23 protein-coding genes and 1 pseudogene are annotated in these 25217 nt (G+C 64.1%); 8 read left to right on the forward strand and 16 right to left on the reverse strand.

Annotated elements, in window-relative coordinates; genetic code table 11:
* Nucleotides 1–70 precede the first annotated feature (70 nt).
* The 7 genes from AC5RT4_RS07350 to AC5RT4_RS07380 all read right to left on the reverse strand — a co-directional run bounded on the left by AC5RT4_RS07350 (nucleotide 71) and on the right by AC5RT4_RS07380 (nucleotide 8485).
* Nucleotides 71–283: a helix-turn-helix domain-containing protein gene (locus AC5RT4_RS07350; protein WP_494041498.1), complete on the reverse strand. Its 213-nt coding sequence runs from the start codon at nucleotides 281–283 to the stop codon at nucleotides 71–73.
* A 159-nt stretch (nucleotides 284–442) separates the two neighbouring features.
* Nucleotides 443–1567, reverse strand: coding sequence for a 3-deoxy-7-phosphoheptulonate synthase (locus tag AC5RT4_RS07355; RefSeq protein WP_494105333.1), 1125 nt, complete (start codon nucleotides 1565–1567; stop codon nucleotides 443–445).
* Between the two features lie 212 nt (nucleotides 1568–1779).
* Nucleotides 1780–3108, reverse strand: coding sequence for a glycoside-pentoside-hexuronide (GPH):cation symporter (locus AC5RT4_RS07360; RefSeq protein WP_494041496.1), 1329 nt, complete (start codon nucleotides 3106–3108; stop codon nucleotides 1780–1782).
* 234 nt (nucleotides 3109–3342) lie between these two features.
* Nucleotides 3343–4812 (reverse strand): rhamnulokinase, encoded by a 1470-nt coding sequence (locus AC5RT4_RS07365; RefSeq protein WP_494105334.1) that lies wholly within the window; start codon nucleotides 4810–4812, stop codon nucleotides 3343–3345.
* Nucleotides 4809–6860 (reverse strand): bifunctional aldolase/short-chain dehydrogenase, encoded by a 2052-nt coding sequence (locus tag AC5RT4_RS07370; protein ID WP_494041494.1) that lies wholly within the window; start codon nucleotides 6858–6860, stop codon nucleotides 4809–4811. Before AC5RT4_RS07370 ends, AC5RT4_RS07365 begins: the two co-directional genes overlap by 4 nt.
* Nucleotides 6861–6862: 2 nt before the next feature.
* Nucleotides 6863–8029, reverse strand: coding sequence for an L-rhamnose isomerase (gene rhaI / locus AC5RT4_RS07375; protein ID WP_494105335.1), 1167 nt, complete (start codon nucleotides 8027–8029; stop codon nucleotides 6863–6865).
* A 108-nt stretch (nucleotides 8030–8137) separates the two neighbouring features.
* Entirely contained in the window at nucleotides 8138–8485 is a 348-nt protein-coding gene (locus AC5RT4_RS07380; RefSeq protein WP_494041492.1) for an L-rhamnose mutarotase, read from the reverse strand.
* A 150-nt stretch (nucleotides 8486–8635) separates the two neighbouring features.
* On the opposite strand from AC5RT4_RS07380, the gene AC5RT4_RS07385 reads away from it, so the two are divergent.
* Nucleotides 8636–9658: a LacI family DNA-binding transcriptional regulator gene (locus AC5RT4_RS07385; protein WP_494105336.1), complete on the forward strand. Its 1023-nt coding sequence runs from the start codon at nucleotides 8636–8638 to the stop codon at nucleotides 9656–9658.
* Between the two features lie 24 nt (nucleotides 9659–9682).
* Here the strand turns inward: AC5RT4_RS07385 and AC5RT4_RS07390 are convergent, their stop codons facing one another.
* Entirely contained in the window at nucleotides 9683–10066 is a 384-nt protein-coding gene (locus tag AC5RT4_RS07390) for a DUF7793 family protein (RefSeq protein ID WP_494105337.1), read from the reverse strand.
* Nucleotides 10067–10197: 131 nt separating this feature from the next.
* Here AC5RT4_RS07390 and AC5RT4_RS07395 point away from each other — a divergent pair, with 131 nt between their 5' ends.
* From AC5RT4_RS07395 to AC5RT4_RS07420, 6 genes and pseudogenes are all read left to right on the forward strand, one after another.
* Nucleotides 10198–10812, forward strand: coding sequence for an AAA family ATPase (locus AC5RT4_RS07395; RefSeq protein WP_494041489.1), 615 nt, complete (start codon nucleotides 10198–10200; stop codon nucleotides 10810–10812).
* Between the two features lie 77 nt (nucleotides 10813–10889).
* A complete protein-coding gene (locus AC5RT4_RS07400) occupies nucleotides 10890–11099 on the forward strand; it encodes a hypothetical protein (RefSeq protein WP_494105338.1) in 210 nt (69 codons plus the stop codon).
* 91 nt (nucleotides 11100–11190) lie between these two features.
* The gene (locus tag AC5RT4_RS07405; RefSeq protein ID WP_494041487.1) at nucleotides 11191–11688 is read left to right on the forward strand and encodes a hypothetical protein; all 498 of its coding nucleotides are present in this window, start codon (nucleotides 11191–11193) and stop codon (nucleotides 11686–11688) included.
* Nucleotides 11689–11707: 19 nt separating this feature from the next.
* Nucleotides 11708–11767 (forward strand): annotated as a pseudogene (locus tag AC5RT4_RS07410) (twin-arginine translocation signal domain-containing protein); the annotation flags it as partial.
* Nucleotides 11768–11788: 21 nt separating this feature from the next.
* Nucleotides 11789–12484: an alpha/beta hydrolase gene (locus tag AC5RT4_RS07415; protein WP_494105382.1), complete on the forward strand. Its 696-nt coding sequence runs from the start codon at nucleotides 11789–11791 to the stop codon at nucleotides 12482–12484.
* 168 nt (nucleotides 12485–12652) lie between these two features.
* Nucleotides 12653–13918, forward strand: coding sequence for a Gfo/Idh/MocA family protein (locus tag AC5RT4_RS07420; protein ID WP_494105339.1), 1266 nt, complete (start codon nucleotides 12653–12655; stop codon nucleotides 13916–13918).
* Between the two features lie 47 nt (nucleotides 13919–13965).
* Here the strand turns inward: AC5RT4_RS07420 and AC5RT4_RS07425 are convergent, their stop codons facing one another.
* The 5 genes from AC5RT4_RS07425 to AC5RT4_RS07445 are packed head-to-tail and all read right to left on the reverse strand — an operon-like array spanning nucleotide 13966 to nucleotide 19155.
* Nucleotides 13966–15249 (reverse strand): MFS transporter, encoded by a 1284-nt coding sequence (locus AC5RT4_RS07425; protein WP_494105340.1) that lies wholly within the window; start codon nucleotides 15247–15249, stop codon nucleotides 13966–13968.
* Between the two features lie 51 nt (nucleotides 15250–15300).
* On the reverse strand, nucleotides 15301–15930 hold the full coding sequence (locus AC5RT4_RS07430) for a Poxvirus protein I5 (protein WP_494105341.1): 630 nt from the start codon (nucleotides 15928–15930) through the stop codon (nucleotides 15301–15303).
* Nucleotides 15931–15948: 18 nt separating this feature from the next.
* The gene (locus AC5RT4_RS07435; protein ID WP_494041483.1) at nucleotides 15949–16866 is read right to left on the reverse strand and encodes a carbohydrate ABC transporter permease; all 918 of its coding nucleotides are present in this window, start codon (nucleotides 16864–16866) and stop codon (nucleotides 15949–15951) included.
* Complete coding sequence (locus AC5RT4_RS07440) at nucleotides 16863–17816, reverse strand: carbohydrate ABC transporter permease (RefSeq protein ID WP_494041482.1); 954 nt, start codon at nucleotides 17814–17816, stop codon at nucleotides 16863–16865. The genes AC5RT4_RS07435 and AC5RT4_RS07440 overlap by 4 nt, the downstream gene beginning before the upstream one ends.
* Before the next feature lie 46 nt (nucleotides 17817–17862).
* The gene (locus AC5RT4_RS07445; protein ID WP_494041481.1) at nucleotides 17863–19155 is read right to left on the reverse strand and encodes an ABC transporter substrate-binding protein; all 1293 of its coding nucleotides are present in this window, start codon (nucleotides 19153–19155) and stop codon (nucleotides 17863–17865) included.
* A gap of 176 nt (nucleotides 19156–19331) precedes the next feature.
* On the opposite strand from AC5RT4_RS07445, the gene AC5RT4_RS07450 reads away from it, so the two are divergent.
* Nucleotides 19332–21347 carry a beta-galactosidase gene (locus AC5RT4_RS07450; protein ID WP_494105342.1) on the forward strand — a complete coding sequence of 672 codons (2016 nt, stop codon included), beginning with the start codon at nucleotides 19332–19334 and terminating at the stop codon, nucleotides 21345–21347.
* Nucleotides 21348–21710: 363 nt separating this feature from the next.
* On the opposite strand, the gene AC5RT4_RS07455 is transcribed toward AC5RT4_RS07450, so the two are convergent.
* The 3 genes from AC5RT4_RS07455 to AC5RT4_RS07465 form a co-directional block, all read right to left on the reverse strand.
* Nucleotides 21711–23069: an ABC transporter substrate-binding protein gene (locus AC5RT4_RS07455; RefSeq protein ID WP_494105343.1), complete on the reverse strand. Its 1359-nt coding sequence runs from the start codon at nucleotides 23067–23069 to the stop codon at nucleotides 21711–21713.
* 254 nt (nucleotides 23070–23323) lie between these two features.
* On the reverse strand, nucleotides 23324–24271 hold the full coding sequence (locus AC5RT4_RS07460; protein ID WP_494105344.1) for a carbohydrate ABC transporter permease: 948 nt from the start codon (nucleotides 24269–24271) through the stop codon (nucleotides 23324–23326).
* Nucleotides 24261–25205 (reverse strand): carbohydrate ABC transporter permease, encoded by a 945-nt coding sequence (locus tag AC5RT4_RS07465; protein WP_494041477.1) that lies wholly within the window; start codon nucleotides 25203–25205, stop codon nucleotides 24261–24263. The genes AC5RT4_RS07460 and AC5RT4_RS07465 overlap by 11 nt, the downstream gene beginning before the upstream one ends.
* Between the last annotated feature and the right edge of the window lie 12 nt (nucleotides 25206–25217).

Here is a 25217-nt window from a genome sequence, read left to right on the forward strand (position 1 = left end):
CCTATCGGGAGGGGCTTCTGACCGGACGGCCTCCCACCGGCGGAAATACGGCTTTTGCGACGCCAAGGCCTCAGGCGGTTTCCGTGTGCCCGTCCACTACGGCGCCTTTGAGGTACTGTTCCACGGCGGTTTCGGGTACCCGGTATGAACGGCCGAAGCGCACAGCCGGCATGTCGCCGGAGTGGACCAGCCGGTAGACGGTCATTTTGGAGACGCGCATGACCTGGGCTACTTCAGCCACGGTCAGGAACTTTGCGGTGGAAAAGTTCTGTTCTGCCGACATTTCCCTATTTTCCTTTGCTGACGGATGGACAACAGTGACCCCAGGTACGTGCCAATGCGGTGTATCCGATGCTGAGCCATCCACCAACCACTTCTAGATACTCTAGATGTTCCTGTGACCAATGTGAAAGACTGGACAGCCCTCAATTTGCTCGGGCGCTTACCTCCTGCGCTTGCGCGCGGAGGCTGCCAGCCGGTCCAGCACTGAGAGCGAAACGTCCCAGTCCATGCACGCGTCCGTCACGCTCTGCCCGTACACGAGCTCCGACCGGCCGGCTGCGTGCCCGGCAACGTCGAGGTTCTGGGCTCCGCCTATCAGGAAGCTTTCCAGCATGACCCCTGCGATGGCCTGACCCGACGCGCCGCCGTCCTCGAGCTGGTCGCCGATCTCCAGCGCCACCTCGGCCTGGCGGTGGTGGCTTTTGCCGCTGTTGGCGTGGCTGGCGTCAATGATCAGGCGTGGGTTCAGCTGCTTGCCCGCCAGCTTGGCCGAAGCGGTCTCGACATCTGCGGCAGAGTAGTTGGGCCCCTTGCGTCCGCCGCGGAGGATCACGTGGGTGTCCGGGTTTCCGGCGGTGGCCACCAGTGCGGCCCGGCCGTCACCGTCGATGCCGAGGAAAGACTGGACCGCCGCGGCCGCACCGCAGGCGTCGATGGCGACCTGGAGATCGCCGTCGGTACCGTTCTTGAAGCCAATGGGCATGGAGAGGCCGGAGGCAAGCTGCCGGTGGATCTGGCTTTCGGTGGTGCGGGCCCCGATTGCTCCCCAGGAGATGAGGTCTGCCATGTACTGCGGGCTGATCGGTTCAAGGAACTCCGTGGCGGTGGGGAGCCCGAGGGCGGTGACCTGCTGCAGGAATTTCCGTGCCGTCCGGAGTCCGGTGACCATGTCGTGGCTGCCGTCCAGCCGCGGATCGTTGATCAGGCCCTTCCAGCCCACCGTGGTGCGGGGCTTCTCGAAGTAGGTCCGCATCACGATCAGCAGGTCTTCCTTGTGCTTTGCGGCCTGGCCGGCCAGCCGCCGTGCGTACTCCAGCCCTGCCTCGGGATCGTGGATGGAGCAAGGACCCACAATCACCAGCAGGCGGTCGTCCACGCCGTCCATGATGGCGCGCACTTCGTCGCGTCCCCGTTCGACGACGTCCGCCACCTGAGCGTCCAGCGGCAGTTCGGTGATGAGTTCCTGCGGAGTGGGCAGCGCGGTGAATTCGCTGACGCGCAGGTTGGACGTTGACTTTGCCGTCGTGGCGGCAGTGGTATTTGCGGGGGCTGTTGCGGTGTTCATGTTCGGGTCCTGTTCCAGATAGGAGCGGGCCCAGTCAGAACCCGCCGGAGAAACGGCGAAGGGCAGAGAATGATCTCTGCCCTGTTGGCTCTGAAGGAAAGTTGGATGCGTGTCAGTTAGACGCGGGCCCCTCCAGAGCCAACGAAAAATACGCATACCAACGGTTTGTCATGCCTAGAACCATAACCGCAGGCCCCCGCGGCCGCCAAGTGTTACGTTGCGTCACGGGACATGCCCGCCACGAGTTCCGCGTGCTTTTGGTCGGTCAGTTGGTACCAGTACATGATCCCCACGGATGCCAGCACCAGAATTCCGGGCAGCAGTCCCGCCGCGGCCTTGATGGCCAGGGTTGCGGCGTCGGACTGCTGCGCCGTGCCCGAGGCGTAGCCGCCCCACGCCAGGGAGAAGGCTACGAGGCCGGCGCCGAAACCCATGCCCAGTTTTCTGGTGGCGGCCAGGAGCGCGTAGTTGATGCCTTGGACCCGGACGCCGGTTTTCCACTCCCCGTATTCCACGGTGTCGGCGATCAGCGCCCACGTAACGATGCTGACGGAAGCTGAAGCGAGGAGCCCCAGGACGAGGCCCGCCAGGCCGAGCAGTGGCGCGTCCGCCGGGGCCAGGAAAACCAGCACGCCGCCCAGCGCCCCGAATCCCCCGCCGACGCTGTAGACCGCGCGCTTGCCCCACCGTGCCACGGGCCGCGGAATCAGCACGGCCAGCGTAAGGGTGATGACTACTTGCGCGGCGGCCATGACGGGAAACAGGTCTACCCGGGACAGGACATCGCGGAGGTAGTAGAACTGGGAGGCGCCAGTGGCCGAGGTTCCGGTGACAAAAAGGACAGAGCTGACGCAGAGAATCACCAGCGGGGAATTTGCCTTCAGTGCCGCAATGCTCTGGGCAAGCGTGATTTTGGGGACGTTTCCGGGAACCTGCTCAACGCAGACGGTGCCCGTGAAGATGTACAGGAGCGAGCCCAGGACGGCGAAGGCCAGGGTAAGCCACGTGAAGATCTGCTGCATGTCCTGGCCGGCCCCAAGGAGCGGCGCGACAAAGAAGCCGAGGGTGGCTCCTACCGACAAGCCGCCAATGGTCCGGGCGCCGCCGAGCCTGGCGCGGTCTTTGGCCTCCTGGGTCATGGCGCCCACCAGGCAGCCGTAGGGGACGTTGACCATGCTGTAGGTAAGGCAGACCAGTCCGTAGGTGCAGGACGCGTAGAGCAGTTTCATGGCCGGATCGACGTCCGGGACATGAAACACCGCCACGCTCAGCAGCAGGGGAACGAACCCGAACATCAAAAACGGGCGGAATTTCCCCCAACGTCTACTGTGGACGCGGTCTACGATGCGGCCGGCGGCCACGTCCGTGAAGGCGTTAAAAATCCGCGCCACCAGCAGCAGTGTTCCTGCCGCCGCCGCCCCAATGCCCGCCACGTCGGTGTAGTACACCAGCAGGAACATGTTCCCGGTGCTGATGATCATGCTGTTCGCAGCGTCGCCGGCTCCATAGCCGAAAACGCTGAGCCTGCTGAGTTTCTTCATTGCGTCCTTGGTCCCACCGCCCAGAAACCGTTTTCTCGGGCCAACAGGAGGAACTTACCCCAATACTTTGCGTCGAAACAGCACCTGCCTCGTCTGGTGGTGTTCCTGGCCGCCTTCATGGTTGTTGCGCCATCGGAATAGTGCAGGACCGCGAGGATGGATTTGTACCGGTCACGGTGGCGCGCCGGGACGGAAGAGTGGCGGCGAAACCGGGGCGAGCGGTATCACCTGAGGCTACAGCCGCGAGAGCTCCGGCACGAAGACCTGCAGAGGACTGCTGGCCGCCACCAGGGACCGGAGTTCACCAAGGCCGCCGTCAACGGCACCCGCAGCGCGGGCTTGCACCAGGACATTGCCAAGCGCCGTCGCTTCCACAGGCCCTGCAACCACCTTCCTGCCGGTGGCGTCCGCGGTGAGCTGGCAAAGCAACCGGTTCTGCGAACCGCCACCCACCACGTGCACCACATCCACAGAACGGTCAGCGAGACGCTCGGCGTCGCGAATGGTGCGGGCATAGCCGGCGGCCAGGCTGTCCATGATGCAGCGGGTGATGGCAGCCGGATCGTCCGGCAGTACATCACCTGCACGGCGCACAGAGGCCAGGATGCGCTCGGGCATGCCGTCCGGGGCGATGAAGCAGGGATCGTCCGGATTGATTTGCGGCCCGCCCGGTGGCAGTGCGGCCGCTGCGACCAGCAGGGCGGTGAGATCGGGCCGGAACCCTTCCTGCGCCCACGTCCGTTGGCACTCGCTGAGGAGCCAGAGTCCACCCATGTTGCGCAGGTAGCGGACGGTGCCGTCCACGCCGCGTTCGTTGGTGAAGTTCGCTTCGCGGCTGGCCTCAGTGAGGACGGGGTGTTTGAGTTCGAGCCCCACCAGTGACCAGGTACCGGAGGAGATGTAGGCGAAGTTCTCCCCGTCCTTGTCCGCTGTCGCGGGGACGGCAGCAACGGCTGAGGCGGTGTCGTGCGACCCGACAGCCACCACCTTTGTGTCCTGCGGCAGTCCCACCTGGGCGGCCATGGCCGGCAGGAGGGTGCCGACAGTTTCGCCGGGCTGGATCAGCGGTGGGAACAGATCCTTCCGCAGGCCCAGGGCGGTGAGGAATTCAGTGGCCCACTCCCCCGCGACGGCGTCAAAGAGGCCGGTGGTGGAGGCGTTGGTGGCCTCGGTACGGCGGACCCCGGTCAGAAGGAAGGCAATCAGGTCAGGGATGAGCAGCGCCTGAAGGCCGTCGAGGTTCTTCTCGGCGGCCAGCTGGTAAATGGTGTTGAACTGCAGGAACTGCAGCCCGGTGGTGCCGTACAGGCGTGCAGGGTCCAGCTTCCGGTGCACGGACTCGACCGCTGCCCTGCTGCGGTCGTCCCGGTAGCTGAACGGCTGGGCAACCAGCTTTCCGTTCACGTCCACCAGGCCGTAGTCCACCGCCCAGGTGTCAATGCCGATGCTGGCAATGCTTTCGCCCTGCACGGCAGCGACGGCGGCCGCGGCATGGAGTCCTTCAAGCACCTCAGCGAACAGGGCGTTGAAGTCCCAGCGCAAGCCGCCGTCGATCTGCACCACGCCGTTGGGAAAGCGGTGCACAACTTCCAGGGCGACGCTGCCGCCGCTGACCCGGCCCAGGATGATCCGGCCGGAGGAGGCGCCAATGTCGACGGCGGCAAAGGTGCTGCCGCCGTCGACACCAGTGAGGGATGTGCTCATCGCAGGAAGGCTGCAGCCACTCCGGCGTCCACGGGGATGTGCAGGCCGGTGGTGTGTGACAGTTCGTTGCTGGTGAGGACGGCGGCGGCGTTGGCCACGTGCTCGGGCAGGACCTCGCGCTTGAGCAAGGTGCGCTGGGCGTAGTACTCGCCCAGTTTCTCCTCGTCCACGCCATACACCGCGGCACGCTTGGCGCCCCAGCCGCCGGCGAAGATGCCGGAGCCGCGGACCACGCCGTCGGGGTTGATGCCGTTGACGCGGATGCCGTGCTCACCGAGTTCGGCGGCGAGCAGGCGGACCTGGTGGGCCTGGTCCGCCTTGGTGGCGGAGTAGGCGATGTTGTTCGGGCCGGCGAACACGGAGTTCTTCGAGGAGATGTAGATGATGTCCCCGCCCAGGCCCTGGGCAATCATGACCTTCGCGGCGGCCTTGGCCACCAGGAAGGAGCCCTTGGCCATGACGTTGTGCTGCAGGTCCCAGTCCTTTTCGGTGGTTTCCAGCAACGGCTTAGAGATGGACAGGCCGGCGTTGTTGACCACCAGGTCCACACCCCCGAAGGCCAGCACAGCGGCGTCGATGGCGGCAGCAACCTGGGCTTCGTCGGTGACGTCAGCCTGGACACCGATGGCAACATCCGGGCCGCCAAGCTCTTCGGCAACCTTCTCCGCGTTCTCCAGGTTCAAGTCAGCGATGACCACGCAGGCACCTTCGGCGGCAAGGCGGGTGGCGATGGCCTTGCCGATGCCGGACGCCGCGCCCGTGACAAGGGCGATGCGGGTTGCGTGGGACTTGGGCTTGGGCATCCGTGCCAGCTTGGCTTCCTCCAGCGCCCAGTATTCGATTCGGAACTTCTCGGATTCCTCGATGGGGGCGTAAGTGGAGATCGCCTCGGCGCCGCGCATCACGTTGATCGCGTTGATGTAGAACTCGCCGGCAACGCGGGCCGTCTGCTTGTTCGCGCCGAAGGAGAACATACCCACGCCGGGGACCAGCACGATGGCCGGGTCCGCGCCGCGCAGCGCCGGGCTGTCCTGGTCTGCGTGGCGGTCGTAGTACGCCTGGTAATCCTCACGGTAGGCCGTGTGAAGTTCTGTGAGCCGTGCGATTGAGTCCTCGACCGAGGCGTCCGCGGGCAGGTCCAGGATCAGCGGCTTGACCTTGGTGCGCAGGAAGTGGTCCGGGCAGGAGGTGCCAAGGGCGCCCAGGCGCGGATGTTCGGCGGCTTCAAGGTATTCCAGTACGACGGCGTCATCGCTGAAGTGCCCCAGCTGCGGTTTGTCTGTGGAGGCCAGGCCGCGGATGACGGGTGCCAGGGCTGCGGCCTTGGCGCGCCGCCCTGCCTCCGGCAGTGCTGCGTAGCCCGGGAGCTTGGCGCCGAAGGGTTCGGCCTTGCCGTTTTCCTCGATGTACTTCTCGGCCTGTTCAATGATCCACAGCGAGTTCTGCTCGGCTTCTTCGCTGGTGGCGCCCCAGGCGGTGATGCCGTGTCCGCCCAGGATCGTGCCGATGGCCTGCGGGTTGGCTTCCTTGATCGCGGCGATGTCCAGGCCCAGCTGGAACCCGGGGCGGCGCCAGGGAACCCAGACCACCTTGTTGCCGAAGATCTTGGTGGTCAGGGTCTCGCCGTCCACAGCAGTGGCGATGGCAATGCCGGAGTCCGGGTGCAGGTGGTCCACGTGCGCGGCGTCCACCAGGCCGTGCATGGCGGTGTCGATGGACGGCGCTGCGCCGCCCTTGCCGTGCAGGCAGTAATCGAACGCTGCCACCATCTCGTCTTCACGCTCAACGCCGGGGTAGACGTTCTTCAGCGCGTTGAGCCGGTCCAGGCGCAAAACGGCAAGGTTCTCCGCCTTGAGTGTGCCGAGATCCCCGCCGGAGCCCTTGACCCACAGCAGCTGGACGTCCTCACCCGTGACCGGGTCCTTCTCCGCGCCTTTGGCGGAGGTGTTGCCACCGGCGAAGTTGGTGTTCCGCTTGTCCGCACCCAGGCGGTTGGAACGCGAAATCAGGTCTTCAACAGTCTTGTTGCCTGTGTTCTGCATGGTCATGCTTATGCGCCCCATCCGGCTTGCTGGCCGCCCACGCGGTCCTCGTTGATCTTCTTCTGGTAACCGCTGGCCTTGAACGCTGCCAGCGGGTCCGCGGGGAGGCCGCGGGATTCGCGCCACTCGGCAAGGACCGGGCGGACGTCGGTGTAGAAGGCGTCGTTGAAGATGCCGTTGGCGGCCAGGACGTCCCCGGAGCGCTGCGCTTCTGCAAGGGCCTCCGTATCCACCAGCAGGGCGCGGGCGGTCATTTCCTGGACATTCAGGACGGACCGGATCTGGCCGGGGATCTTTTCCTCCAGGTTGTGGCACTGGTCCAGCATGAGCGCCACGCCCGAATCCTTGCCGTAGCCGCCGCCCCGGATCACTTCGTGCATGATGCGGAACAGCTGGAACGGGTCAGCCGCACCGACAATCAGGTCATCATCAGCGTAGAAGCGGGAGTTGAAGTCGAACGAGCCGAGCTTGCCCAGGCGCAGCAGCTGCATCACGATGAACTCAATGTTGGTGCCGGGAGCGTGGTGTCCGGTGTCGAGGCAGACAAACGCCTTCTCACCGAGCGCGAGGGTCTGGGCGAATGAAGTGCCCCAGTCCGGAACATCGGTGTGATAGAAAGCGGGCTCGAAGAACTTGTATTCGAGCACCAGGCGCTGCCCGGCGCCCAGGGCGGCGTAGATTTCCTGCAGGGATTCGGCCAGGCGGTCCTGGCGGCCGCGGATGTCATCCTGGCCCGGGTAGTTGGTGCCATCAGCAAGCCAGATCTTCAGGTCCTTCGACCCCGTGGCGTGCATGATGTCGATGCAGTCCAGGTGGTGGTCGATGGCGCGCCGGCGCACCGTCTCGTTCGAGGACGTCAGCGACCCGAACTTGTATTCATCATCCTGGAAGGTGTTGGAGTTGATGGTGCCAAGGCCCACGCCCAGCCCCGCGGCGTATTCCTTCAAGGCGGCGTAGTCGTCCACCTTGTCCCACGGGATGTGCAAGGCAACAGTGGGTGCCAGACCGGTCAGCTCGTGCACCTTCGCCGCATCCGCAAGCTTTTCCTGCACGGTGCGCGGGGTGCCGGGCGTCCCGAAAACCTTGAACCGGGTACCGGAATTTCCATAAGCCCACGAGGGGACCTCGATGGCAAGCTCCTCGAGCCTGCCCAGCGCCGTTGCTACGTTATTCATGATGGTGGTTCTTTCCCCGTGTCTTGTTGGGCTGTGGTCTTGTTGCTGTGGTCTGGTTGGTGTTGACGTTTCCCGGTGCGGTCCCGCTGCTGGAGAGCCCGGTGGATGTCAGCGTGCGGAGGACTCTGCCGCCGCCAGCTGGCTGTCGAGATTGAAGACTTCCTCGAGGACCTGGAACCCCTCGTCGGGCGCCTGGTCGGTGTTTTCGAAAAGCTTGGCCATTTCCGCCTGCCAACGGGCGTTGACGTCCGCGAGGGCCATGCGGGACCGGGCGGCGTCGAAGTCGTCGCATTCCAGGTAGCCAATAAGGAGCCCGTCTTCGCCGAGGAAAAGCGAGTAGTTGTTCCAGCCAGCTTCCTTAAGGGCCCGCAGCATCTCCGGCCACACGGCAGCATGGCGGCGGCGGTATTCGTCCATTAACGCCGGCTGGACGGAGGAACGGAAGCACACCCTCATGTGGAACTCTCCTGAACTCGCAAATCTTTGAATCGTTTCATTGTTACGATTCAACGTACTCTTGTACTTGAGCAGGTGTCAAGCATTCCTGGCCCTGTTCTTCGGTAGAACCGGGAAGCGCACTTGCCCGGCCCACAAGCACGGAGAATCATGAACCGCTCAGCCAGCATCAAGGACGTAGCAACCCATGCCGGTGTGGCGGTAGGCACGGTTTCGAATGTCCTGAATTACCCGGACAGGGTCTCGCAGAGGACCAAGGAACGGGTGCTGCGCGCCATTGACGAACTGGGTTTCGTGCGCAACGATGCCGCCCGCCAGCTCCGAGCCGGCCACAGCCGCACCATTGGCCTGATCGTCCTGGACGTGGGAAACCCGTTCTTCACCTCTGTGGTCCGGGCGGCCGAAGATGCCGCCGCCCTCCAGGGCAGCGCGGTGCTGCTGGGCGACAGCGGGCACGACGCCGGCCGGGAGGCCAACTACATCGACCTCTTCCAGGAGCAGCGCGTCCAGGGCCTCCTGATTTCCCCCGTGGGCGATGTCACCGAGCGTCTGAACCTCCTCCGCGAGCGCGGCGTGCCCACCGTGCTGGTGGACCGGCTCGCTGACGAGGAAAAGTTCAGTTCCGTGGCCGTTGATGACGACGCCGGCGGGTACCTGGCCGCCCGGCACCTGCTGGATACCGGCCGTCGTCGGCTCGCCTTTGTGGGCGGCTCCACGTCCATCCGGCAGGTGGCGGACCGGTTGCAGGGCGCCCAGCGGGCGGTGAAGGAGGAGCCGGAGGCGACGCTGGAGGTGCTGGTCTCCGAGGGCCAGACCGTCCTGGCCGGCCGAAGCGTCGGCAATTCGCTGGTGGAGCGGGAGCGCGGCGAGCTCCCCGATGGAATTTTTTGCACAAACGACCTCCTGGCGCTCGGCGTTATGCAGTCGCTCGCCATGACGCACACCTTCCGGATACCGCAGGACATTGCGTTGATCGGCTACGACGATATTGACTTCGCCGCCTCCGCCGTGGTTCCGCTCTCCTCCATCCGGCAGCCCACCGAGGCCCTCGGGAGGACGGCAATCGAACTCCTGGCTGAAGAAGTCGAAGCCCAGTACCCCCGGCACCGCGCGGTCATCTTCACCCCGGAACTGGTGGTCCGGCAGAGCACGGCCGCAAAGCCGGCGGGCTGACCGGCTGCTTTGGGGCGGACTAATTCAAGACACCGAGCCGGCCTGCTGCAGCCACTGCATGGAGTCCGTCCTGGAGGTGAAGAAGCGGGTGGGGCACGGCGGAACGTGCACGCCCAGGAAAAAGTTCGCCAGGATCCTGTCCACCGGGCTGGAACCCAGCAGCGCGATCCGGTTCGCCGCACAGGGGACGGAGAACACCGAACGGGCCGCCCTGGTGACGTTTTCCGTGGTGGCCATGTCCACCAACATCGGGAAAGTGCTGTCACCTGCTATCTCGTTCACAGCCGCCATGGCCGCCTGGGCGTCATGATGTTCTATGCGGACTTGCGGCTCCCAGATAAGGTGGATGACGCCATCGGAGCGCAACTCCACTGTGCCCTTGCCACCATTGACCACTACCGGCTCCATGCCAGTCTCCCTCCCAGTGCAGACTCACCTATTCTGCTCCTATTTGACCGGGCAGCGCTGTTGCCTCTTCTCACAGCCCGCCCACAGGCTCCCCGAACCGCAGGCACAGTGCACCCTTGTAAGAAAGAGACATGACACAACGAGCGAGGCGACCATCCGCCCTTATTGTCGTGCTGGGAATTGATGGTGCAGGTAAAACATCTGCCGCACAGGCAGTGAAGGAACTTTTCCCACGGACGCCCGTACTGGTCCTGGGCAACTACTCGGGGCGGAAAACCATCTCTGCCCTGGCCCACCGCTTTCACGTGCCCCTGCCTGTGCAACTGGCGGACGTCCTTGAAACCGTTGTCCGGGTCTTCAACGTCCTGATCAACCACCTGCGCGCAGCGCGCTTTGACGGGCTGGTCATCATGGACAGGCATTTGTACTGCCAGCTGGCACTGCGGAAAGCCCGCGGCATCCGTCGCCGCCGGATGCTCGAAGCCCTGCTGGGGGTACTGCCCAGGGCGCAGGCAGTGGTGTACTTCGACATTCCGGCGGAGCTGGCGTACGAACGGATTGCCCTTAGGGCTGAAGACCAGGAACACCTGGAGGACCTCCAGCGGTTCCGGAAGGCCTACCTGGAGCTGCCCTGGTACCCAAGCTTTGCCGTTATTGACGCCGGCGGCAGCGTTGCAAGCAGTGCGCAGCAGCTGCAGCAGATCATCGCCGGGGCATTGCCCTCTTCGGCGGCCCTCCCCGAGTAACGCCGCGCCGGAAATCTCTTGTGGCCAACACCGCGGCTGCCCTTGTGGCGCGGGGGTAGCAGAAGCAAGGATTGGTTATGGATGACCTGCGGCACACAGCCAGACACCTGCTGCAGCGCAAGGACCTCGGCCTGATCGATCTCTGGATCCTCTACTGGAACCACGGCGGGCACTGCCACCCCTTTGACTTTGATGCCTTCATCCATGAAGTCATGCCCGCCGCCTGGTTCGATATGGATGCCCTGGAGTCCGCGGTCCAGGAACTATCTTTGGAAGCCGCGGCCTGACCCCGGCCTGCCTTTGGAGGTTAGGGGTTCCGCCCTGCTGGGTACGTACCAGCGGAACCGTATACGTACCCGAGGCGGATTGGAGCAACACATGCAGCATGGATCAAGGGGACGGCGACTGCTGGCGGCCGCCGGCAGGGGTGCGGTGTGCGGCCTTGCCGGAGTAGCGGCGATGACAGCCGCCGAGAAGGCCGAACAGCTTGTCACCAAGCGGCCCAATTCCTACGTGCCGGCGCGGACTCTCCTCGCGCTGCTGGGCAGGACTCCCGGACAGGCGGAGAAACCTTTGGTGTGGAACCACGTTATGCACTGGGGTACCGGGGCAGTTTTGGGATCACTCCGCGGCATGTGGGCCGCAACAGGGATCCGGGGTACCCTGGCCAACACCAAGCACACTGCTGTACGGCTCGCCTTTGACCAGACCCTTGAAAATGCCACCGGCATGGGGGCTCCTCCCACCACCTGGACTCCCCGGGAGCAGGCTGTTGATGTGCTGCATAAAGCCGTCTACTCCATTGCTACGGGTGTCGCCGCGGACCGCTGGATCCCGCCCCTGCTCGAGTCCCGCAAAGGAACCACCAGCCATTAGGGCGGGCGGTGGCTGAATCGTGCCTTCCCGACGCAGTTTCCTGCTGGGGGCGGGAGCGGTGGCGTTGGCTGCGGCGCTGCCGGCCTGTTCAGGAGAAGAAATGGAACGTCACAAGGAAACGGCACTGAATTCCGCGGCCTTGCCTGCGCGGCCAGGAAGCGGGCCAGGGCAGCCGCCTGCCGGCGGGGAGCAGGTTCTGGGCCTGGAACCTGTGCGGGACACCGTGCTCTATGTTCCGTCCGGGTTGCGGACCGGCCAGCCGGCTCCACTTATCCTCCTGCTCCACGGAGCCGGCGGCGAAGCTGCGGGAGGCTTGGCGCTGCTGTCCGCCCACGCAGAAACAGAAGGCATCGTTTTAGCTGCACCCTCATCCCGGGCTCCAACGTGGGACGGCATCAGAGGCGCCTTCGGCCCTGACGTACGAACCATCAACCGGGCCCTCGAACGGATCTTCCAACTGGTTTCGGTGGAACCGGGCCAAGTCGCCGTGGCGGGTTTTTCGGACGGGGCTTCCTACGCACTGGCCCTTGGTTTGGCCAATGGCGAACTGTTTTCCAGGGTCCTCGCCTTCTCACCGGGATTTGTCCCCCCGGTCCCACGCACCGGCAGGCCCCGAATCTTCGTTTCGCACGGAGACAACGACGCCGTCCTGCCGATCGACCGCACCAGCCGCCGCCTGGTGCCCGTGCTTCAGTCCGACGGCTACGACGTCACCTACCGGGAGTTCCCCGGCCCGCACACCGTACCAGCGCGCATTGCCCTGGAAGCCGTCAACTGGCTGGGTTGGCGAAAGTAAGGACACCGCCAGGGCTGCTCCACCAGGTTCCGGTACGCCGCAAAGAGCCTTCGTGCACAAGTTGCAGAAGCTGGACGCGGGGGGTGTTCCTGCCGCACACTAGTACCGGGAAAGCGCTTGCCGCACTGGCGCTACTACACGTGCCCTGTCCGGGCGGATTGGAGCACCATGGAAACGCGAACCGGCACAGTCGCCACGACCATGCGCGGGGACCACCACGCATCAGTGACCGCAGCCCTGCAAGCTTCCACCGGAGCCGGCGCGGAGCACCCTCCCGCGCCTGCTGCACGGGTGGCGCTGGTAGGCGTCCACGGCTTCGGCACGCATCACCTGCGCAACCTGGAACGCCTTCAGGCGGCCGGCGTCGTCGAACTCGTTGCCGTCGCTGACCCCAATCCCCCTGCTCCCGGCTCAGTCCCCGGGACGACCATTGTGTTTCCGGCATTGGCCGAACTGCTGGCCGGGACCAGCGGGCTGGATGTCATTATCGTTGCCACGCCCATTCAGACCCATGCCCCGCTTGGCCTGGCAGCACTGGCGACGGCGGCAGACCTCTACCTGGAAAAGCCGCCGGTCGCGTCGCTGGCGGACTTCCACCAGCTGTGCGATGCCGCCGCAGCCAACGGCCGGAGTGTCCAGATCGGGTTTCAAAGCCTGGGCTCCCATGCGCTCACAGCCGTCGAAAAGCTCCTCGCGGACGGAACCATCGGTACCCTCCAGGGCATCTCGGCTACCGGCCGCTGGGTCCGGGACCGGGCCTACTACAAGAGGTCCCGCTGGGCGGGGAAGCGGACCATTGACGGCGTGGACGTGGTGGACGGCGTTGCCACCAATCCGCTGGCGCATGCGGTGGCCACAGCCCTAAGGATCGCCGGGGCCCGCACCACTGCGGACATCGCTTCCCTGGAAACCGAGCTTTACCGCGCCAACCAGATCGAATCGGACGATACCTCCGTGATCCGGATCCGGACCAGCTCCGGACTGCCCATCACCTGCGCGCTCACGCTCTGCGCCACGGAGTCCGTGGAGCCTTACATTACCCTTCAGGGCTCAAAAGGCAGGGCCGTCTTCCACTACACCGAGGACCGCCTCACAGTGGAAACAGCGGAGGGGCGTTCGGAAGAGATCCTCGGGCGGGACGACCTGACGGAAAACCTGCTGTCCCACCGCAACAGCGGCGCTCCGCTGATCAGCCCGCTCCTGCACAGCGGCGCTTTTATGCTTGTCCTGGAAGCCATCCGCACCGCGCCCTTGCCGGCGCCCATCAAGGAGGCGTACGTCCGGTGGGAGGGCGAGGGAGATGCCGCGCATGCGGTGGTGACCGGCATTGAGGAGGCCTTGGAGCATGCCACCGGGCAGCATGCCACGTTCAGTGAACTGGGGTTGTCCTGGGCTGTAACGGCACCCCACTCCTTCGAGCTGCCAGTCTCCTGACTTGTCCGGCACCCCGCGGCTGACCGGTCGCGGACCCGCGCGACAGACTACGGCTTCGTGGCGGATGAAGGCGAGGGGCCGTTGCGGCGGGAATTCAACCACAGCAGCAACCCGATCACCGCTGCGGACAGCATGCCCAGCGCGCCGGTGGCCACGAGCCCCAGGCGCACCCCGAACTGCTCCGTCAACCAGCCAGCCAGCAGGCCGCCCAGGGCATGCCCGCCCAGGAGCAGGGGCAGGTACAGGGCCATAACGCGGCCCCGGATTTCCGGGCCGGCCTCCAGCTGCACGGCGGTGGCGGCGCTGGTCAGGAACAGCAGGGTCATCAGGCCCACCACCACCAGCATCACCGTGAAGAGGAGAAGGTTGGGCATCAGGGCCGCAACCAGCTGGGTGAGGCCAAAAAAGCCTGCGGCGAGCACTATCCCCTTCCGGCCCAGGCTCCGCAGGCGCGCTGCCAGCAGTGCACCGGCAAGGGCGCCGAGCGCACTCACGGTGTTGAACAGCCCGAATCCCTCAACCCCGTTGTGCCACACGCGTTCGGCGAAAGCGGCCAGCACCACGGGCCCGTTCATGCCGAACATGCCCAGGAGCCCGGCCAGGGCAATGATCAGCAGCAGCGAGGGCCGTTCGCGGACGTAGCGGAACCCGGCCAGGAGCTGGCCCCGGCCCCGTTCGGCCGGGATACTCGGATGCAGCTCGGCCGGGCGGATGGCGGCGATCAGGGACAGTACAAGCAGGCACAGCAGTGCGTTGGCGGCAAACGCCGCGGCTAAACCAACTTGCGAGATTACTATTCCAGCCAGCGCGGGCCCTGCCATCGCTCCCAGTTGGCCGATCGCGTTGTTGATGCCGATAGCGGGCCTGAGGGCGGCGTCGCCGACGACTTCATTGACGAACACGGCAATGGCAGGCTGGTTGATGGCCGATGTCAGGCCCAACGCCACGCAACTGGCATAAACAGCCCAAACGGTAATGGTCCCGCTCGCAGCCCACGCGGCGAGGGCGACGGCGAGGAAGGCGATGACAGCCTGGCAGACCATCATGATGCGGCGTTTCGGAAACATGTCCACGAGCAGGCCGCTGAGGGGCCCCACAATCAGCATCGGAAGGAACTGCAGGGCAACTGCCACGCCTACGGCGGCGGGGCTGCCGGTCAGCTGCAGCACCAGCCAGTCCTGGGCCAGCCGTTGCATCCACACCCCCACGCCGCCGGTGAACACCAGAGCCAGGAAGAGGCGGTAGTTGCGCTGCTTCAGGGGCTGGTACCACGGGGGTTGGCCCGTCGAAGGGATGAGGGACTGTTCGGAACGCTGGCGGTCGGAAGACACGTCGGACTCAACTCAAATAGGAATGGGCAAACCAGGGGTGTTCGCAGCTGTTCAGGCGCGGGTGGACCGCAGTTTCACCGCTGCGGCGGCGAGGATCAGGGTGCCGGGAACCACCACGAAGAGTGCGGCAAGCATCCAGACGAACACCACTGCCCCGAAGAGCGCAGCGGCGAGCAGGAGGGACCCGGTCCAGTCGTTGAGGGACAGTGCCTGGCCGGTCGCGAGTGCGGAGCCCCAGGCGCTGCCGGCCTCGGCCCGGGAGCCGGCAAAGTCAGCCCATGCGGCTGTGGTGCGCAGGAGAAGGATCGCGGCCCCGGCAGCAAGGACCAGGGTGGCCGGCAGGACCACTTCCCGGCCCGGCAACTGCCCCACCCAAGCGAGTAAGAGGTTAAGGACAATCACGACGGCGGCAACCGCCGTCGTAATTCCCAGCTTCCAGCTGCCGGGCAGGGCAGCCTTGAAGGTGTCCCAGAGGCCGCGGACGGAATCGTCGCGGCCCGAAAGGTGCCGTTCCAGGTGGGTGATCCCCGCCGCGTACGCGGCGGGGATGGTCACCAAGGGAATGGACAGCACCAGCACCAGCACTCCGGCCAGGAGGGTCTCGGAGAACAGCGCGAAGCGGTTCACCGGAACGGGTTCGTGGTGGTCGGGGGCTGGGGTGGTGCTGTCCATGACACTCATTTTCTGTCTCGGTTTCCGTCAGCCCTTGAGGCCCTGGGTGGAGACGCCTTCGACGATGTAGCGCTGGAACACCAGGAAGAAGATCAGTACCGGCAGCAGGGCCAGGACGGACATGGCGATCATGGCGCCGTAGTCCGAGGACTGGGTCTGGTCCACGAAGAGCCGCAGGGCCAGGGGCAGCGGGTACTTTTCCGGGGTGTTCAGGTAGAGCAGCGGGCCAAGGAAGTCGTTCCAGCTCCAGATGAAGGAGAAGATCGAGGTGGAGATCAGGGCCGGCTTCATCAGCGGCAGCATGATGGAGGTGAAGATCCGGACGTGGCCGGCGCCGTCGATCCTTGCGGCCTCGTCCAGCTCACCGGGCAGGTTGCGCATGAACTGGACCATGAGGAACACGAAGAACGCGTCGGCGGCGAGGAACTTTCCGATCAGCAGCGGCACGTAGGTGTCCACCAGGCCGAGCTGCTGGAACACGATGTACTGCGGAATGATCACCACGTGGAACGGCAGGAGCAGGGTGGCGATCATCATGCCGAAGAAGATACTGCGGCCGGGGAACTTGATCCGGGCAAACGCATACGCTGACACGCTCGCAGAAAGGATGGTTCCCACTACGGCGCCGATGGCCAGGATCAGCGAGTTGGTGAAGAACTGCAGGGTGGATACCCCGCCAATGCCTTCCATGGCCGTGACGAAGTTATCGAAGCTGAAGTTGCTCGACCACAGCGAGGTGTTCGCGCCGCCGATCTCGGAGTTTGGCTTGAACGAGGAGGCGATCATCCACAGGCCCGGGTACAGGACCACTGCAGTCAGTCCGAGGGCCACCACATGGAAGAGGGTGCTCTTGGCCCGCTTGGCCCCGACAGATTCAGACTTCGGGTTGTAGTGCGGCACCTGCGCGTCCGGGATGGACTGGGTGGGGGTTGCCATGGTTGTCATTTTGCATCACCGCTGTAGTGGACCCAGGACTTGGACGTGCGGAAGAAGATCAGGGTGATGATGCCGACGACGATCACCAGGAGCCAGGCCATCGCTGAGGCGTAGCCCATCCGGAAGTCGCTGAAGCCCCGCAGGTACAGGTAGAGGGTGTAGAAGAGGGTGGAACCGGCCGGGCCGCCTTCACCGTTGGAGATGATGTAGGCCGAGGCGAAGATCTGGAACGCGTGGATGGTTTCCATCAGCAGGTTGAAGAAGATCACCGGGGAGAGCATGGGCCAGGTGATGTTGAAGAACTTACGTACCGGGCCTGCACCATCCATGGAAGCAGCCTCGTAGAGGTCCGCCGGGATCTGCTTGAGGCCGGCCAGGAAGATCACCATCGGGGCACCGAACTGCCAGACGGTCAGCAGGATGAACATCGGCATGGTCATGGACGGGTTGCCCACCCAGCCGCCGAGGTTGATCCCGAAGAAGGACAGGCCCTGGTCCACCGGACCGGCGTCGCCGAACATGGCCTTCCAAACGATGGCGATGGAGACGGAGGCTCCGATCAGGGACGGGGCGTAGAACGCGGAGCGGTAAAAGCCCTGTCCGCGTCGCTTGCTGTTCAGCAGCATGGCCACTGCCAGTGCCGCGGCGAGCTTGAGCGGGGTACCGAACACCACGTAGCCCACGGTCACGCCCACGGACTGCAGGAACCGTTCGTCCTGGAAGAGGGTGGTGTAGTTCTCCAGGCCGATCCACTTGGGCGGATCGAAAAGGTTGTAGTTGGTAAAGGACAGGTAGAGCGAGGAAATCATGGGCCCAACAGTGAGGGCGATGAATCCCAGCAGCCAGGGCAGCAGGAAGGTGTAGCCGGCTCGGGCATCCGCCCCGCGCTGCCGCGACTTGCGCGGCAGCGTGGGAGTGGAGGACGCCGAACGCCTGCTCAATGTTGGGCTTTGAGTCACGAGTTCAATCCGTCAGTTTGTGATCGTCGGGCAGACAATACGCTGCTCAGGCGTTCTGCTTGATGAGGTCTTCGGCTTCCTTGAACCAGGCGTCCGCTGCACCGTCGATGGTCAGCTTGCCGTAGTTCAGGTCCGAGCTGACGCGCTTGAAGGAAGCTTCAAGGGTTCCGAAACCGACGATGGGCGGCTCGGGCGCGTCCTTGAGGTACTGCTCGATGGACTTCTCGTAGTCCACCACGAGCTTGTCGGTACCTTCGAAGGTGGTGCCGTCCCGCTGGGTCTTGGACGCCGGCACACCGCGGGAGGTCTTGAAGATCTGGCCCACCTCGGGGTCGTTGACCATGAAGTCGATGAAGCGGGCGGCAGCATCCTTGAACTTGGTCTTGGCGCTGGCAACCATCAGCATGGACGGCTTCAGGAACAGGCCCAGGTTGTCCGCGTCATCAGACGGAACGGGAACAAGCTTGAGTTCCTTCGCGCCGCTGTCCGCAAGGTAGCCGGCCATGAAGTTGTCCCAGGTGACTTCCGAGGCGGTGACGTTTGAACCGAAGGCGGACTTCGGCGCCAGCTGGGTGACGCGTTCCTCGGAAGCGATGGCGGGAGTGCCACGGAGGCCGGCGGTGGTGTTCCACCACTTCTTCATGTCGTCCTTGGTGAAGCCGAGCTTGCCGTCTTCCGTGAAGGCCTCGATGTTGTTCTGGCGGAGCCAGATGTTGAACATCCACCAGATACCGGTGTAGTCGGTGGAACCAAACAGGGCGCCGTTGCTCTTGGTGCCTACCTCGGTGAGGAAGTCGTTGAATTCCTTGTAGGTCCACTTGCCGGTGGGCTCAGCGATGCCCAGGGATGCCAGCTTGGCGGGATCGTAGTAAACGGCGAAGGCGTTGGTGCTGGTGGGGATGCCGTAGGTCTTGCCCTTGATCTGGCCCGAAGGCAGAAGGGACTTCTCAAACGCGTCCGTGTTGATGTTGACGGTGCCGAGGTCCAGGAGCTGGTTGCGCTGGCCGTAATCGCGCAGGTAGGAGAGGTCCCACTGCATGACGTCCGGCAGGCCGCCACCGGCGGCCTCGGTGGCACGCTTCTGCCAGTAACCGGCGAAGTCGGTGAAGTTTCCATTGACCTTGATGTCCGGGTTCTTCGACTCGAACAGTGCGATGGCCTTGCGGGTACGCTCTGCGCGGTCGTCATTGCCCCACCAGGTGTAGTTGATGGTGACCGGCTTCTCGGCCGAGCCGGTCTCGCCGGCGCTGGTGCTGGCGCCTGTTCCACAGGCCGCCAGCGCCGCGGCAGATGCGGTGCCTACGGCTACGGTGGTGAGGAAATTCCTTCTGTTGATCATGAGAGCCTCCTTGCTCGATGTGTGCAACCCCAATCGCCCGACCTACACGCGAGTAGTGAGCTGGCTTACACGGCTTCTGAAACGATACAATATCGGCATTCCCGAAAATGGGCAAGCGTTTTCCAGAGAACTGAACTTCCAGCCAGATACATCCTCCCAGCAGACAAAGGAGTCCCATGACTTTGCAGGAAACCACCAGCCCGGCCAGCGTCTGGAACAACATCGAAGGTATTGCCTACGGGGGCGACTACAACCCCGAACAGTGGCCGGTCAGCGTCCGGTTGGAAGACCTGGAGCTGATGCAGGAAGCCAGAGTGAGCTTCCTCAGTGTCGGCATCTTTTCCTGGGCACTGCTGGAGCCCGAAGAGGGCAAGTACGATTTCGGTTGGCTGGACGAGGTGATGGACAACCTCGCCGGTATCGGCGTGAAGGTGGCCCTGGCTACCGCCACGGCCGCTCCCCCGGCCTGGCTGGTACGGAAGCATCCGGAGATCCTGCCCGTCACGGCGGACGGAACCGTGCTGGGACCGGGCTCGCGGCGGCACTACTCGCCGTCGTCGGCCGTTTACCGCCGCTACGCACGCGGCATCACCCGCGTGCTGGCGGAGCGCTACAAGGACCATCCGGCTTTGGCGCTTTGGCACGTGGACAACGAGCTGGGCTGCCACATCTCAGAGTTTTACGCCGAAGAAGACGCTGCCGCTTTCCGCTCCTGGCTGGAGCGGCGCTATGGAAGCATCGCCGCGCTCAACGCAGCCTGGGGCACAGCTTTCTGGTCCCAGAACTACGGGTCCTTCGAGGAGATCCTGCCGCCCGGAGTTGCCCCGTCCACCCTGAACCCGGGCCAGCAGCTGGACTTCCAGCGCTTCAACTCCTGGGTCCTTATGGATTTCTACCGTGATCTTGTTGCCGTCCTCCGCGAGGTGACTCCCGGGGTCCCGTGCACCACCAACCTCATGGCCTCCAGTGCCACCAAGTCCATGGACTACTTTGACTGGGCCAAGGACCTGGACGTTATTGCCAACGACCACTACCTTGTGGCCGCCGATCCTGAACGGCAGATCGAACTGGCGTTCAGTGCGGACCTCACCCGCGGCATTGCGGGCGGCGACCCGTGGATCCTGATGGAACATTCGACGTCGGCCGTCAACTGGCAGCCGCGCAACCAGCCCAAGATGCCGGGGGAAATGCTGCGCAACTCGCTGGCCCATGTGGCACGCGGGGCCGATGCGGTGATGTTCTTCCAGTGGCGGCAGAGCTTCGCGGGCTCGGAGAAGTTCCACTCGGCCATGGTGCCGCACGCCGGGCGGGAGACCCGCGTGTGGCGCGAGGTGGTTGACCTCGGCGCTGCCCTTAAGCGGCTGGCACCGGTGCGCGGGTCACGGGTCGAAGCGCGGGCGGCAATTGTGTTCGACTACGAGGCCTGGTGGGCGAGTGAAATCGACTCCAAGCCGAGCCAGGACGTGAAGTACCTGGACCTTCTGCGCGCCTTCCACCGGTCATTATTCCTGCGTGGCGTGTCCGTGGATCTGGTCCACCCGTCCGCCGCGCTTGAGAGTTATGACCTCGTCCTGGTGTGCACCCTGTACTCGGTCACCGATGCAGCCGCTGCCAACGTGGCCGCGGCCGCTGCTGGCGGCGCCACCGTAATGGTGAGCTACTTCAGCGGGATCGTGGACGAGAAGGACCATGTGCGGCTCGGCGGCTACCCGGGCGCGTTCCGGGAACTGTTGGGGGTTCGTGTGGAGGAATTCCACCCGTTGCTGGCCGGCGGGCAGCTGAAACTGAGCGACGGCGGCGTTTCTTCCATCTGGAGCGAGCATGTACACCTCGCCGGCGCCGAAGCGGTCCAGACCTTCACTGAATATCCCCTGGAGGGCGTGCCGTCGCTGACCCGGCGCCCGGTGGGCGACGGGGCCGCGTGGTACCTCGCCACGTTCCCGGACCGGGACGGTATCGACGCGGTCGTGGACCGACTGCTGGAGGAATCCGGCGTCATTCCCGCGGCCGTTGCCGATCCGGGCGTAGAGGTGGTCCGGCGGCGCTCGGAGGACGGCCGCAGCTTCCTGTTCGCCATCAATCACTCCCGTACGGCCGGTGCAGTGCAGGTTTCCGGCGTAAACCTGCTCTCCGACCAGCCGTTTGATGGGGTTGTGCCTGCCGGCAGCGTTGTGGTGATTGCCGAGGACTGACCCTTACTGCTGGGGCGCCACTGCACACGCTTCTGGTTCCTGGGGTGGCGCCCTGCGCCATCCTCGGGCGTTCTTGAGAGATCGTACGTCCGACGACGGCGCTTCCTCCGCTGCCTCTTCCCACCAGCCACCAGGCACCAGGCACCAGGCACCCGCCACCAGGCAAACTTAGGCGAGATGGCATGACGTCATGTTTTCCACCTAGGGAACTGGTCTCCGTGGCCGTAGCGGCCGCCCTTAAACAACTCCGTCCCGGCAGGAACCCAAAGGTTCCCACCGGGACGGAGCTGCCGCCCGCCGTCGGACGTTATGGGGGAGGCATCCCCCACAACGTCCAAAGCGGTGTTGTTGGCTGCGTGAAATCTAGCTGCTGATAGCGGACGCCATCTCGGCGTGTGCCTTCTTGCCCGCTTCCTCCGTGGAGAGCCGTTCGAAGAGAACTTCGGAGGTGTAGCGCTTGATGATTTCCTGGATGGCACCGGCACCCTTCGGCGGCGGCGCGGGGGCCTCACCAAGCTCATCCTTGATCTGGTCGATGAACTTGACCACCTTGACGTCCGCAGGGGTCAGCTTGGATTCGATCGCTGCACGGACATCTGAGTTCGGGTACACGCCGCGGTCGGCGAGGAGGGTTTCGCCGGCTTTGACGTTGTTGGTGAGGAAGTTGATGAACTTTGCGGTTTCCTCCGGGTGCTTGGTGCGTGAGGAAGCTGACCAGAACTGTGATGCTTTGTACCAAAGTCCGGCATCAGCGGCGGATCCGGTTTTGGTGGGGAAGCGCAGGATCTTCAAGTCGGCCCCGGATGCCTTTTCCAAAGCAGGAGCCTGGTTGGACCACCAGAAGGCCATGCCGTTCTTGCCGGTGGCAAGTCCGGACTGGTCAAGCGGAGCGGCTTCAGCTTCCACTACCTCGGACGCTGTGGGGACCGCTTTGTTCTCGCTGAGCTGCTTCAGAAATTCCCACCATTCGGCGATGTCGCTCGGTTCAAAGCCCAGCTTGCCCTCGGAGGTGTACAGGGACTTGCCGTTCTGGCGGAGCCAAACACCGAGGGAAGCCTCATCGGTGCCGTAGGCGGCGGCGCCGTATGTACCCTTCGGGGACTTCTCCGTGATTTCGGTGGCAATTTTTTCGAAGTCGTCCCAGGTCCACTTGGAGTCGTCGGGCAGCGGGACACCGGCAGCTTCGAAGACCTTCGGGTTGGCCAGGATGGTGGCGGCGTTGATGCCTGCCGCAATGCCGGTCAGTCCGTCCTCGCTCTTGCCGGCGTTGAGGGCCGCTTCGTCGAGCTTGGAGGTATCGATCTCGTACTTGGAAAGGTCAAGGAGGGCACCGCGGCTGGAATACTCGGTGATGTACTTCTCGTCCATCTGGATGATGTCCGGCGCATCATTCGCGGCCACCTGGGTGGCCAGCTTGTCCCAATAACCGCTCCAGTCGCCGAACTCGGGCTTGATCTTGATGTTCGGGTTTTCGGCCTCGAACTGCTTGATGGCTTCCTGGGTCAGCTGGGCACGCTTGTCGCCTCCCCACCAGGAGAAGCGCAGCTCGACGGGTCCATCGGCGCTCTCGGAAGCTGCTCCCCCGCCACAGGCACTCAGGGCCATAACGACGGCGGCAGCCGCTGCTACGAGGCCGGTCTTACGTAGCGGACGGCGTGCGCCCTTGGACGGTGTATCTGCCGATGGCTTGGCAGCAGACGCAGGGCGGGGATAAAGCGGCACTGGGTACTCCGATCTTCTTTGATCATGGGTTGATCAGGTGCGAGGGGATGATGAGGAACGAACCAGGAGCGGGAGGGAAAGCGTGAAGGCGGGAAACCGCTTTCTGGAGCTAATACTACAAGTCCTGAACTTGTCTTACAAGGAGTTTCTGTCGACTGTTTTGGGTGGTTGCAGATGGCCCGCTGAGTACCCCGGGCGCGTCCACCACACCTTGGCCGGCAGTAGCCTGCCGGCCAAGGCCAACCCGGTAAGGGCTATTTGATGCCTGTGGTGGCGATGCCCTTGATGAGGAACCGCTGGCCGAAGAGGAAGACCAGGAAAACGGGCAGGAGGGACACGATGGACATGGCGAACAGGGAGCCCCAGCTCGTGGCGGACTGTGAGTCCACGAAAGCCCGGAGTGCAACGGGGACGGTGAACATGTCCGGGTCCGTCAGGTAGATCAAGGCGCCGAAGAAGTCGTTCCAGGTCCAGATGAAGGTGAAGATGGTGGTGGTGGCCAGGGCCGGGACCATCAGGGGCAGGATGACGCGCAGGAAGATGCGGGGGTGGCCAGCGCCGTCAATCCTGGCGGCTTCGTCCAGTTCGCGGGGAATGCCGCGGATGAACTGGACCATCAGGAAGACGAAGAACGCTTCGGTTGCCAGCAGCTTGGGCACGATCAGCGGCCAAAAAGTGTTTACCCAGCCGATCTGCGAGAACAGGATGTACTGCGGGACGATCACCACGTGGAACGGGAGCATGATGGTCAGCAGCATGATGCCGAACAGCAGCTTCTTGGCAGTGAACTGCAGCCGGGCAAAGGCGTAGGCGGCCATCGAGCAGGAAATCAGGTTGCCCAGGATCGAGCCGATCACCACGATGGCGGAGTTGATCATGTAGTGCCCGAAGGGGTGGGTCAGGGCCGACCAGCCTGAGGTGTAGTTACTCATCTCCAGGCTGTTCAGCCACAGGCCAGGCTCGCGGAAGATCAGTTCGTTGGGACGCAGCGAGGACACCACCATCCACAGCAGCGGGTAAATCATCAGTACCCCGGCCAGGATGAGGATGGCGTGTTTCATCAGTGCTTTGCTGCGCTGGGCCCGGCTGAAGGCCAGGGTGCCGCGGGACTCACGGACTTTGGGCTTGCGGCGGTGCGTTGGCTTGCCGGGACCGGCGGACTTCTTGTCCGCGGTGGGCAGCATCTCCAGGTTAGTCGTCATAGAAAACCCAATACTTAGAAGCGATGAAGTTGATGGCGGTGAAGATGCCGATGATGACCAGCAGGAGCCAGGCCATCGCGGAGGCGTAGCCCATATCGAACTGCCCGAAGCCCTTTTGGTAGAGATACAGGGTGAAGAACATCGTGGAGTCCGAGGGCCCGCCGTTGCCGCCGGAGACGATGAACGCCTGGGTGAACGACTGGAACGAACCGATGATCTGCAGCACCAGGTTGAAGAAGATGATCGGGCTCAGCATCGGCAGGGTAATCCGCCAGAACTGCTGGAGGGTAGTGGCGCCGTCAACCTTCGCGGCCTCGTAGTACATCGTGGGGATCTGCCGCAGCCCGGCCAGGAAAATGATCATGGGGGCACCGAAGGTCCACACGTGCAGCAGAATGATGGAACCAAGAGCGGTGCTCGGATCTGAGATCCAGCCCGGACCCTGGATGCCGAACATCGCCAATACCTGGTTGACCAGGCCGGTGGTGCCGAAGATCTGCTTCCACAGGATGGCAACGGCTACGGACCCGCCCAACAGGGACGGCAAATAGAACACCGAGCGGTAAAACGGCAGTCCGCGCAGGCCCTTATCCAGGACCAAAGCGATCAACAGCGCCACGGCGAGCTGGAGCGGGACACCGATGAATACGTAGGCGAAGGTCACCCCGAGCGAGTTGTGCAGCCGCGCGTCGGTGAGCATCCGGGTGAAGTTATCCAGCCCGACCCATTCGGGCGGCTGAAGGAGGTTGTAGTCCGTGAAGGACAAGTAAAGGGACATCAGCATGGGGCCGATGGTGATCGCGATCAGGCCCACCAGCCACGGCAGCAGGAAGATGTAGGCCGCCTTGTTATCGCGGCTGTTGGCCTTCTTCTCCTCAGCTGTGGCTTTACCCTTCCGCCGGGAGATAGAGCTGAGTTCACTGATGGCGCTCACTGCGGCAACCCC

Source organism: Arthrobacter sp. sptzw42 (genome assembly GCF_059089685.1).

Excerpts from the sequence above, each read along its gene's own strand:
- AC5RT4_RS07350 (WP_494041498.1), bottom strand. The coding sequence starts at position 283 with ATGTCGGCAGAACAGAACTTTTCCACCGCAAAGTTCCTGACCGTGGCT.
- AC5RT4_RS07355 (WP_494105333.1), bottom strand. The coding sequence starts at position 1,567 with ATGAACACCGCAACAGCCCCCGCAAATACCACTGCCGCCACGACGGCA.
- AC5RT4_RS07360 (WP_494041496.1), bottom strand. The coding sequence starts at position 3,108 with ATGAAGAAACTCAGCAGGCTCAGCGTTTTCGGCTATGGAGCCGGCGAC.
- AC5RT4_RS07365 (WP_494105334.1), bottom strand. The coding sequence starts at position 4,812 with ATGAGCACATCCCTCACTGGTGTCGACGGCGGCAGCACCTTTGCCGCC.
- AC5RT4_RS07370 (WP_494041494.1), bottom strand. The coding sequence starts at position 6,860 with ATGACCATGCAGAACACAGGCAACAAGACTGTTGAAGACCTGATTTCG.
- rhaI (WP_494105335.1), bottom strand. The coding sequence starts at position 8,029 with ATGAATAACGTAGCAACGGCGCTGGGCAGGCTCGAGGAGCTTGCCATC.
- AC5RT4_RS07380 (WP_494041492.1), bottom strand. The coding sequence starts at position 8,485 with ATGAGGGTGTGCTTCCGTTCCTCCGTCCAGCCGGCGTTAATGGACGAA.
- AC5RT4_RS07385 (WP_494105336.1), top strand. The coding sequence starts at position 8,636 with ATGAACCGCTCAGCCAGCATCAAGGACGTAGCAACCCATGCCGGTGTG.
- AC5RT4_RS07390 (WP_494105337.1), bottom strand. The coding sequence starts at position 10,066 with ATGGAGCCGGTAGTGGTCAATGGTGGCAAGGGCACAGTGGAGTTGCGC.
- AC5RT4_RS07395 (WP_494041489.1), top strand. The coding sequence starts at position 10,198 with ATGACACAACGAGCGAGGCGACCATCCGCCCTTATTGTCGTGCTGGGA.
- AC5RT4_RS07400 (WP_494105338.1), top strand. The coding sequence starts at position 10,890 with ATGGATGACCTGCGGCACACAGCCAGACACCTGCTGCAGCGCAAGGAC.
- AC5RT4_RS07405 (WP_494041487.1), top strand. The coding sequence starts at position 11,191 with ATGCAGCATGGATCAAGGGGACGGCGACTGCTGGCGGCCGCCGGCAGG.
- AC5RT4_RS07415 (WP_494105382.1), top strand. The coding sequence starts at position 11,789 with ATGGAACGTCACAAGGAAACGGCACTGAATTCCGCGGCCTTGCCTGCG.
- AC5RT4_RS07420 (WP_494105339.1), top strand. The coding sequence starts at position 12,653 with ATGGAAACGCGAACCGGCACAGTCGCCACGACCATGCGCGGGGACCAC.
- AC5RT4_RS07430 (WP_494105341.1), bottom strand. The coding sequence starts at position 15,930 with ATGAGTGTCATGGACAGCACCACCCCAGCCCCCGACCACCACGAACCC.
- AC5RT4_RS07435 (WP_494041483.1), bottom strand. The coding sequence starts at position 16,866 with ATGACAACCATGGCAACCCCCACCCAGTCCATCCCGGACGCGCAGGTG.
- AC5RT4_RS07445 (WP_494041481.1), bottom strand. The coding sequence starts at position 19,155 with ATGATCAACAGAAGGAATTTCCTCACCACCGTAGCCGTAGGCACCGCA.
- AC5RT4_RS07450 (WP_494105342.1), top strand. The coding sequence starts at position 19,332 with ATGACTTTGCAGGAAACCACCAGCCCGGCCAGCGTCTGGAACAACATC.
- AC5RT4_RS07460 (WP_494105344.1), bottom strand. The coding sequence starts at position 24,271 with ATGACGACTAACCTGGAGATGCTGCCCACCGCGGACAAGAAGTCCGCC.